We start from the raw sequence: 9,637 nt of genomic DNA, 5'->3' as shown, positions 1-9,637 counted from the left end.
CACGATTTTTGCAACAGAGCCCGTTGGTGGGGTGTCACATCCACCATGTACGCGGCGAGCTCAGAAACCCGCGCGGCTGGGACGGGTGTTAGTCGGCGGCGGGGCGAACGCCGACCTGAGCCTTGCTGCGGGTGCGCCGGCGGGGGTTGCGGCGGTAGGAGCTCAGGGGTTTGCGGGGGGCCTCGGCGAGCCATGCTTTGGTGCCGCCGCGGGAGAGCTTGCCTTCGGGCATCTGCACGCGGAACGGGTAGACGTCCTCGAGGATCTCGAGGCGGGCGATGGTGGCGGCGAAGTAGTTGGGGAAGGTGAGGATCTCCGCCGGCGGGAGGTAGTGGCCGTGTGCGTCTTTCAGCCCGCCCTGCAGCATGTTGCGCTGGGCGGTAGCGGAACGGTCGTGGCGGGCGATGCGCGCGACCATCACGGGGGCGCCGGCGATCTTGACGATCGCGAGGTCGTGGCGGTCGAGCCAGCCTTTGTGCCCCCAGAGGTCGGCGCCCTTCTGCGGGTCGGCGGTGGCGATCGCGAGGTTCTGGCGGGCGACGATGAGGTCTGAGTGCTCGAGCTCGAAGGCGCCCTGCGGTGGCCGAACGAGGTCGATGACGGCCTGCATCTTGCTCGCGGGCACGCCGTTGCGCACCCACCGGCGGATTGTGCCCTCGGTGACCCCGAGGACGGCGCCGGCGGTGCGTGCGTCGACGTTGCCGCGGCGGTTGTAGCTGCCGAGCGCGGCGCCGAGGATCTGCGAGAGTCGGTGCGCGCCCCAGGCTTCCTCGAGCACGGCGAGATCGGCGTGCTCGGTGGTGCGCCAGAGGGGTGTGGGGTCCGTCATCGTGGTTCTCGGTGGTGTCAGCCGGCTGCGACGTCGACACCGCGGTAGATGAGCAGCTGCTGCAGGAAGGGGTGCTCGGTCTGCTTGTAGAGCTTCTTGATCGTGGCGGTGTCGACGGCCGGTACTTGGGCCTTCTGGCTGGTGGCGATGACGGGCAGGGCGAGGTCGTCGTAGATCACCGTGCGGAGCATGACGCGGTCGCGCAGGTCGATCTCGCGGCCGATGATCTGTGCGGCCGCGGGCACCGCGGCGCGCTGGGCCTTGGTGAGGGGGCGGGCCTTCACGCGGCCCTTGCCGGTGGTGCTGCCGGCGCGGCGCTCGGCGATGAATCTGTCGGCGTCGGCCTTGTTGAAGAGGGGCTGACGGTGTCCGGCGGGGGTGATGGGGCGGGGGAAGTTCTCGAGGCGCTGCGCGTTGGTCTCGCTGGCGTAGGCGTAGATGGTGCGCAGTTGCACGTCGAGCTGTTTGGCGAAGTAGTCGTAGCCGACGAGCTCGGCGCCGGCGATCTGCTGGACGGGCTTGGTTTTGGCCATGGGGTACGTCTCCTAGGTGGTGGGGATCTCTCGGTGGCCGTCGTCGGCCATGCGCTGCAGGACGATGGTGAGCTCGTCCTGGGGGATGTAGAAGGTGGTCACGCTCTCGATGTGTTCCTGCAGGTCGGTGAGGAAGCGCGCGGCTTCGGCGGGGTGCAGGCTCATCACCGCTCCTCGTGGGGAGCGGGACCGCAGGGGCTGGTCGTCGTGGTCATCTGCTGTCCCTCCCGATCCGTGAAAGTAGAGTGCATGTGACATACACAACAATAGCCGGTTTCGGGTCGATCGCGCAGCGTCGACGCGCGTGGTTATGGGGCGAGGGTCAGCGCCACTGCATTCCGTCGACGCCGTGGAAGCGCCAGGTGCCGGAGTCGGTGTAGCGTCCGGGCTGGGCGTAGATGCTCTCGAGGTAGCTGAGGGCGCCGGTGTCGCCGCCGTTGCCCCAGGCGTCGATGAGGCCGCGCTGCTCGTCGTCGGTGAGGTGGATGTAGCTGTTCCCGTTGCGGTTGTAGCCCATGTCCTGGGGGTCGGCGGACAGTCCCTGCACGCCGTGGACGATGAGGGTGCGGCGATCGCCGGGCAGGGCGGCCTTCGCGCGTTTGGCCAGCTGGGTGCGGCCGCGCTTGGTGGTGACGGTTTGGCGGGTGCGGTCGGTGAGCTTCTTGAGGAGCTCGGGTCGCGGGCGGGAGTCGCCCTTGATCCAGCGCTGCACGGTGCGCTGCGAGACGCCGAGGCGGGCCGCGGCGGTCTTGGTGTCGACGGGGTGGCGGTCGCTCTTGCCGGGGTAGAGGTAGCGCAGCATGTTCGCCGGCGAGGACGAGACGGTGGAGTAGTCCTGGCCGGTGAAGAACCGGAAGAGCGCGTTGCGCTGTGTGATCGCGTCGGAGGCGTTGTCGTCGAGCATCAGAAGATCTCCGAGAGGTCGTTCTTACCTTCGTAGGGGCGGGCCTGGCCGGTGAAGTACTTCGCGTGCTCGGAGAGAGCAGCGGAGCCTTCGTACTTGAAGCTGCCGAGCCCGCGGCCGTAGTGCTCGGGCTTGCCGGGCCAGGAGGCGTCGGGGTCGAGGTCGGGGCTGGTGTAGACGAGCGTGTCCTTGCTGATCGCGACGGGCCAGCGGCCGGTGTCGCGGCCGATCTGGAACACGCGGCGCAGGATGTTCGCGCGCGCCTTGGCGATGATGTGGTCGTAGCGGTGCGGGGCGTAGCCGAGGCGTCCGTTGCGGTGCAGGTCGCTGGCCATGATGCCCAGGCCGGAGACGTAGACCTTCTTGAGCAGGTCGCGGGCGATCTGGTCGTTGGGGTTGTCGGTGTCGAGCAGCTGGCGGGCGTCGCGCATGCGCTTCTGCCAGGTGTCGAAGATGCGCCCCTTCTCGTGCCACAGGTAGGCCTCGTGGATCTCCGGCTCGACACCGAGCTCGGCGGCGAGCTCCATGGTGGGGGTCGCGACCCAGATGCGGCTGCCGGGGGTGGCCTGCCCGGTCACGCCGCGGGGGGTGAACAGGTTGGGGGTGAGCCAGTGGCCGTCCTCGGGGATGGTGATGTGCCAGTAGCCGGGGAGCTTGGTGAACGGCAGCGGCTCGGGGTGGTGGGTGGGAGTCCCGATGCCGACCTCGAGGCCGGCGACGGCGGCGAGGTAAGAGCCGCCGCGGTCGAAGGCGTGCACCCAGCTGTGCTGCTGCTCGTCAGAGGTGAGGGTGCGCTGCCAGTCGAGGTCGGTTTCGGCGTGGCCGGCCTCGCGGAGCACGGCGGGTGACTCGCAGGACTCGAAGAGGCGCTCACGCTCGGTGCGGGGGTGCAGCGCGAACGCGAGATCCAGGCCGGTGCTCGAGGGAGTCTTGCGGTACGGGAACCGCAGCGCCGCGCTGAACCGCTGCAGACGGTCGGCGACGTCGAGGGGGCTGGGGTCGTCGGCGAGGATGACCTGCTGGAACGCCGGAGGCAACGCGGGGAGGAACCCGATGAGCACGCCGAGCTCGGGGTTGTCGTCGTGCCAGACTTCGATGCTGGGATCGAGGGAGTCCTTGCCCGAGACCTGGAATCCGGCGGTGCGCGCCTCGGCGATGAATGGGGTGCCGGCGGTGGCTGCCTGCAGCTTCTCGCGGTACTGGAACGCCATCGGGGTGGGCAGCTTGTCGAAGGGAATCCCGAGGGTCAGCGCGTAGTCCCGGGTGATGTAGATCTGGCCGCGCTCGGTGCGGCGCAGCTTGCTCGGGCCGGTGTTGATCTGCGTGCCGAGGGAGAGCTTGGACGCCAGCAGCGCCACCTGCCCGGCGTGCACGATCGGCTCCTCGAGGTCGACACGGCTGCCATCAGGCAGCCACACCCCATCGGTGTGCAGGACGGCGACAGAGGCGCGGAAGGCGCCGCGGCGTGCGGCCGGCGCAGCGGCCGGTGCGGAGGCCTGCGGTGCGGCGGGGGCGGGTGCCGAGGCGACGTCGGTGTCCGCGGCCGCGGCGGGTGCGACGTCGTCGGCGGGGCCGGTCGGCTCGTCAGCGAAGTAGGGGTCGGTCGGGGGGTACTCGTCGACGGGCGGCTCCTCGTCGGCCTCGGGGTCATCGGTCGGAGCGGTGGGGCCGGAGGGGTCGATGTCGAACAGGCCGGGGTTGGTGTCGGGGTCCGGGGTGCTGGCGTCGCCGGTGGGGTTGTCGCCGTCGTCGTCGGAGCCGAGGAGGGCGGACAGTGGCAGATCCCAGACGCGCATCTTCTGGCCGCCGATGCGCCGAGCGCTGGAGCGCTTGCCTTCGTGGTCCTTGGTGAGCCATCCGTGGCTCTCGAAGCTGCTGGCGATGGAGTGGGTGGTCTCGGAGAAGACCTCGTCGGCGCGGCTGGCGACGGTGTTGGCGACGCCGATCGCCACGGAGGGGATGAGGTAGACGCGCTGCGCGTCGCCCTCGCCGACGATGACGCCGACGCGGGCGCCCATGGGGCGCCACTGCGGAATCTCGCCGGCGCTCTGGTTGATCCAGCCGAGGCTGGCTGCGTCGTCGGGGGCGTCGCCGTGCTGGGTGCTCAGGTGCGCAGTGCCGGAGATCAGCGCTTCGCGCAGGAACGCGAGCAGCTGTTCGCCCGCGTCGGAGGAAGCGGAATCCTGCAGCGAGACGGCGTCGTAGATCCCGTCGCGCGCCCAGGCGTAGAACTCGTTGGCCTCCTCGACGGTGATCGCACCGTACTCGCGGAGCATCTTGAGCATGATGTAGATCCCGCGGTCGAGGTCGACGGCCATGTTCTCGAGGCGGTTGCGGACGCCGGAGTCGTGGGGCAGGTCGGCGAGGCGGCGTTCCCAGTAGGCGTCGGTGGCCAGCGGCGAGCTCGTGTCGCCCTCGATGGCGGCCTGGATCTCCTCGAGCATCTGGTCGCGGCGCTGGGCGACCCAGTGGATCAGCGAGGAGCCGAGCAGGGCGCGGGCGGCGCGGTAGCTGCGCGACTCGAGCCGGGCGAAGAGGGCCTTGCCCTTGTCGACGGACTGCGGGTGCAGCGGGATGTTGAGGATGCGGGTGTCGGCGGAGCCGGTCGCGGTGAGCTCACCCGTGGTGATCAGGTTGGCCTCGATCGGGCGGTCCTCGCGCACCCCGCCGCGCTGGGTGGAGACCTTGCGGCCGGTGGAGTTGAACCGCATGCGGGCGAGCTCGCCGAGGCGGTTCTGCGCCTGCTTGGCGTTGCCGTCCGGGGCGAAGTCGTCGATGAGCAGCGGCAGGTGCGAGACGGTGTTCGCGCTGCGGATGAGACCGAGCGCGGAGCCGCCCTTCGCGGAGCCGGAGAGCATCTCCTTGACGCCGTGGTAGTGGACGTCGGGGGCGAAGTACTGCACCGCCAGACGGCCGTGTGCGGACTTGAGGGAGGCGCGGCCGCCGACCAGGTGCACGGTGGCGTCGTTGGGCTTGAGCACCGATCCCCAGGACTGGGCGAGCAGCGGGGCGAGCGCACGGCCGAGCAGCCAGGAGTTCTTGGCTTCGAGGGTGCCCTTCTGCCAGGCGGCGCGGAGCTCGTCGGCGTCCGTCGAGGGGGCTGGGAGCGCGAAGACGTTGAACAGCGACGGCTTGACCTCGACGTCGTCGATCGCGCCCTCGGTGCCGATCGCGCCGGTGGAGTGGACGAAGAACGGCTGTCCTGTCGCGGTGGTGCGCCAGCCGAGGGTGGTGTAGACGAGGCTGTTGCTGGCCACGGTCTGACGGGCTTTGCGAATCGCGTCCCAGGCCTGATCCTTGCCGCGGCGGGTGGTGGATTCGATGAGGTTCGGCCAGGGCAGCGCCTGCGCCCAGGTGCCGGTGCGCACCTGCTCCTCGTCGAACTTCACGAGCGTCGATTCGATCTGCGGTTGGCCGGTCTCCTCGTCGACGATGGCGTTGCCACGGGCGTCGCGGACGTAGCGGTAGAACCGGATCGCGATCATGTGAGGGGCACGGGCGATCTCGCTATCGGTGCCGTCGTCCTCCACGGCGACGGTCTCGATCTCGGCCCAGCCGTTGAGGACCGCGGTGTAGCGCGGCTCCCACTTCTGCTTGCCGTTCTCGTCTGCCTCGTCGGAGAGCACCCACTTCACGCTGACGGTGATCCCGTCGACGACGTCGTACTCCTCGCGCTTGATCACGGCACGCCTGCCGGAGTCGCCGCCATCGAACCGGGGCGCGCGGCCGCCGTTGCTCTTGCCCCCGCCGGCGCCGCCGGTTCCGCCGTCAGGCTGGAACGAGACCGCGAGTGTGCGGGGGTCGCGAGCAGGCTGCTCGTCGGCGTCGACGTCGGGGGTATCGATCGTCTCGGCCGGGGCGGTGCCGAGGGCTGCGGTGACGTCGGCCGGGACCGCGAGACCGGCGATCTGGAACGTCTCGCGAGCGACCTCCGCGGCTTCGCGGATGGTCGCGGCGAGCTCGTCACGGGCGGACTCGGCACGCTCGCTCAGCTGGTCGGCGATCTGCGACTGCAGCGACGTGATCCGCTCGAGCCGCTTGGACGACTCCCGCGCCCACGCCTCAGCATTGCGCTCGGCGGTCCCACGGTCCTGCCCCTTGGCGTCCAGCTGCGCCTGGGCCTCCTTGCGGCAGATCTCCACCTGGACGAGCAGCTTCGCGGCCTCGGCCGCGGCATCGAGCGCGGTGGCGTCGTCGACGGAGATCTCGACGAGCGTGTCGGTGGTGCCGCCGGCGTCGAGGTGGTCGGTGAAGTCGGCCTTGCGGTCGGTGAGTGCCGGCAGGTAGGCGCGGGCTTCGATGCGCTCGCGCAGCAGCTGCGCGGTCACGGATGCGGCGCGCTTGTAGCCGGCCTGGTCGTTGTCGACGACCACGTGCACGCGGCCGCCGCGGAAGTGCTCGATGAGCTCGGCGGGGAACGCGGTGGCGCCGCCGGCGTTGGTCGTGGCCACCAGGCCCTGCGCGATCGCGTTGTCGGCGTCCTTCTCCCCCTCGAGCAGCCAGACATCGCCGCCGGCGGCGACGGCCTCGGTGACGGCGCGGAGGTTGTACAGCAGGGGGGCGAAGCCTTCGGGCTTGCGCTTGACGAATCGGCCGGTGGCGCCGCGGTAGCTCTGGGTGAAGCGCTTGTGCCGGACGCCGTCGACGATGGTCTCCTCGCGGTGCACCCGCTGCTGCACGACGCCGTCGATGTCGACGTACTCGTAGACCTTCACCCGCTCCCACTTCGCGCCGGTCAGATCCGGGGCGGGGGCCGCGAGCTCTTCGCGGGTCAGGCGGGGCGGCAGCGAGGGGCGGCGCGGGCGGGTGGTGCGGCTCTGGGTGCGCCGATCGGCGGGCAGCGGGGCGTCGAAGAGGTCGCTCACGGTCAGACCCAGGTGAGCGGTGATGTCGGAGACGGGCGCCTCGCACCCGAAGCAGTGCAGTGCGATCTTCCCAGCCTGCGGGTCATAGCGGACGCTCAGCGACGGGTTGGCGTCACCGTGCACGGGGCAGAGGGCCTTGAACGTGTTGGCGCGGCGGGTCGGCTTGTAGCCTCCGCGGTCCAGCGCCTCCCACACGCGGTCGAAGGAGTTCATCGACGCGGCGGTGCCGGGGATCTCGAGAGTCATCGCAGCACCACCCCCTTGGCGGGGTAGCGTGCGGGGATGCTAGCTGTCGGTGCGACACTGCGTACAACGACGCTAGACATCCGCAATATTGCGGCTACAATCATGTACGACCCTCCGGGTCTGAATCAGATTCAAGAACCTTGCGTCCTCATGCCGGAGGACGTAACCCAAAACTCATTACCCCTGTTGGTTTGCCGACCAGCAGGGGTGAGTTGTTTTACGCGGTCTTTGGCATGTCGAGCATGTCGATCTCCTGTTCCCTCTCGCGGGCCGCGCGTTCGTCCGCAGCTTTGCGGATCTCCTTCTGGACGTAGTCGGGGACCTGAAGGCCTTCGTGCTCAGCGAGCGCCATGGCGATCCAGCTGCTGAGCGAGATGCCGAGCTGGTCGGCTCGCTGCCGGTACGTGCCAGCGTGGTTGTCGGGGAGACGCATGGTGATTCCCACGCGGTCCCCCTTCGGCTGGGGGCCGCGTCGACGAACTTGCTGAGCTGCCATGTGACTTGTCTACCACTACTTGTATTCAGAGTGTGGATTTTTGTCGTGCGGCGGGCGCGTCGCGTCGAGAGGTCCATGCCCCATATAGGCCGAGCCTCCCCTGCTTCGCGGACATCGGTTCCCGAAAAAAGGTTGGCGTAGCCCTGGAACACCTTCGCGCGCGCGTGCGCATCGCGCGTGCGGGGTGTATGTGGTTGAAAATGTGTTCCAGGTGTTCCAGATGCACATAAAGCCCAGATCAGGAGCGTGTTCCTGATGGAACACCGGCCCGATTTGGGCAATGCGCCGTTTCGGGAAACCCCTGGTCAGATGGTGGAACACCTGGAACACCTTTTCTGGCGGAGTTGGCGCGGAACACCGGAAACGCGTAAGCGGTGCGCGTCGATGATTCGCGGTTGTCAAGCCGATCCGGTGGGTGGCCTCGGGCACGTCGACGCGACCCGGGCAGATGGGCGGGTGGAGACGTCGTCGGCGTGTCGCGTCAGATGAGGAGGGCGGGACTGAGGCGCCAGACGCGGGTGAGGGTGCCGTTGATGCTGCGGGGGATGCTGCGGCCTTGGCGTCGTGAGGGGTACAGCAGGCCGCGGCTCTCGAGCGCTGCCGCAACGGCGTTGCTGGTGAGGGTGTCGTCGTCGAGCTCGGCGCGGATGATCGGCAGGATCTCGCCGGGGATCAGGTACAGGTAGTCCTCGTCGCGGCGGCCGAGGACCCAGTCTCCGGCGGTGGGCTGGCCGCCGAGGAGGGCGCCGTTGTCGAGGGCGTACTGCAGTGCGGCGTAGACCCCGACGATGATCTGGTCTTCTCGTGGCATCCGGTGCCGGCTTGTGCCGGCATCGAGGTCGAGCGCGCGGAGGAGCACTCCCCCGACGTGCAGCGCGGCGTCGCGGCGTCGTTCGTGCTCGATGTCGACGCCGAGGGCGAGGCGCGCGGCCGCGCTGTCCGCGCTGCGCAGTGTCACGCGGGGGATCTGTGCCTGCAGGTAGGTGTGCACGCTGAGGCGCGCCGCGGCCGCGGCCGGGGAATGCAGCTGCGCGTAGATCTCTCGCGGCGCCCGGCGCCTGTTGATGCGGGTGGCAAGGGTGCGCTGCAGGCTGAGCTCGTCGATCTTCTGCTCGCCGGTGGCGACGACGATGGATGTGGCGTTGAGCGGGGAGTTGCGGCTGGCGTAGACCTCGGCCTGGATCTGGGTGAACATCGCGGGCCTCGCTCGGGAGTGCGCTGGCGCGACGTCGTCGAGGATGAGCGGCTCCCCCGCCGTCGCCGCCTTTCGGATCGAGGCGAGCGATCGCTGTGGGAGCTCGAGCAGGTCGCTGTGCCCGGCGAGCTCGCTGATCGCTCGGGCGAGGGTCGTCTTGCCGGCGCCTGGGCGGCCGGTGATGAACACCGGCACCGGGAAGGGTGCTCGGTGCGCGAAGGCGATCGCGCGGAGGATGTCGCCGGCGTGGTCCGGGAACGCCTCGAGCAGGGGCGTGACGCCGGTCTCCCATGCCGCGCGTGCCTGCGCAGTAGAGACCGGCTCGACGTCGACGGCGGGCGGGAGCATCGGTGGAGCCTTCGGTCAGTTCTCGGGCTGTGCGTCGAGGTCGGCATCGTGCGCACCAGCCGCAGTATGCCTTGGCCGGATAATCGCGGCGATCTCCTCGTCCCGGGTGGTCATGGTCTCATTCTCGCAGCACCCGCGCGAGGGGGAGGATACCTGTTCGAATGTCAGCGCCGGTTCGCATACTCATGATCGGTCGCATATTCGATAGAAGGTCGGGGAGG

Annotated in this window: 7 protein-coding genes; all 7 read right to left on the bottom strand. The window is 69.4% G+C overall.

The features are described from left to right. Positions 1-88: 88 nt before the first annotated feature. A complete protein-coding gene (locus BK819_RS15985) occupies positions 89-829 on the bottom strand; it encodes a hypothetical protein (RefSeq protein ID WP_071330015.1) in 741 nt (246 codons plus the stop codon). Between the two features lie 17 nt (positions 830-846). Next, positions 847-1,362 carry a hypothetical protein gene (locus BK819_RS17085; protein ID WP_071330014.1) on the bottom strand — a complete coding sequence of 172 codons (516 nt, stop codon included), beginning with the start codon at positions 1,360-1,362 and terminating at the stop codon, positions 847-849. Between the two features lie 12 nt (positions 1,363-1,374). Further along, complete coding sequence (locus BK819_RS16895) at positions 1,375-1,527, bottom strand: hypothetical protein (protein WP_177173857.1); 153 nt, start codon at positions 1,525-1,527, stop codon at positions 1,375-1,377. 157 nt (positions 1,528-1,684) lie between these two features. Further along, complete coding sequence (locus tag BK819_RS15975; RefSeq protein ID WP_071330013.1) at positions 1,685-2,266, bottom strand: helix-turn-helix transcriptional regulator; 582 nt, start codon at positions 2,264-2,266, stop codon at positions 1,685-1,687. Further along, positions 2,266-7,377 (bottom strand): hypothetical protein, encoded by a 5,112-nt coding sequence (locus tag BK819_RS15970; RefSeq protein ID WP_071330012.1) that lies wholly within the window; start codon positions 7,375-7,377, stop codon positions 2,266-2,268. Before BK819_RS15970 ends, BK819_RS15975 begins: the two co-directional genes overlap by 1 nt. Before the next feature lie 217 nt (positions 7,378-7,594). Then, the gene (locus BK819_RS15965; protein WP_143049339.1) at positions 7,595-7,822 is read right to left on the bottom strand and encodes a hypothetical protein; all 228 of its coding nucleotides are present in this window, start codon (positions 7,820-7,822) and stop codon (positions 7,595-7,597) included. A 532-nt stretch (positions 7,823-8,354) separates the two neighbouring features. Further along, positions 8,355-9,416, bottom strand: a complete 1,062-nt coding sequence (locus BK819_RS15960; RefSeq protein WP_071330010.1) for an ATP-binding protein — start codon at positions 9,414-9,416, stop codon at positions 8,355-8,357. Between the last annotated feature and the right edge of the window lie 221 nt (positions 9,417-9,637).

It is taken from the genome of Microbacterium sp. LCT-H2 (assembly GCF_001866135.1).
In the GTDB taxonomy this organism is placed as follows: Bacteria; Actinomycetota; Actinomycetes; order Actinomycetales; family Microbacteriaceae; genus Microbacterium.
This window is presented reverse-complemented; position numbering and strand designations above follow the sequence as displayed.

Bases quoted from the DNA above. Each gene is read 5' to 3' on its own strand.
- BK819_RS15985 (WP_071330015.1), bottom strand. From the start codon at position 829: ATGACGGACCCCACACCCCTCTGGCGCACCACCGAGCACGCCGATCTC.
- BK819_RS17085 (WP_071330014.1), bottom strand. From the start codon at position 1,362: ATGGCCAAAACCAAGCCCGTCCAGCAGATCGCCGGCGCCGAGCTCGTC.
- BK819_RS16895 (WP_177173857.1), bottom strand. From the start codon at position 1,527: ATGAGCCTGCACCCCGCCGAAGCCGCGCGCTTCCTCACCGACCTGCAG.
- BK819_RS15975 (WP_071330013.1), bottom strand. From the start codon at position 2,266: ATGCTCGACGACAACGCCTCCGACGCGATCACACAGCGCAACGCGCTC.
- BK819_RS15970 (WP_071330012.1), bottom strand. From the start codon at position 7,377: ATGACTCTCGAGATCCCCGGCACCGCCGCGTCGATGAACTCCTTCGAC.
- BK819_RS15960 (WP_071330010.1), bottom strand. From the start codon at position 9,416: ATGCTCCCGCCCGCCGTCGACGTCGAGCCGGTCTCTACTGCGCAGGCA.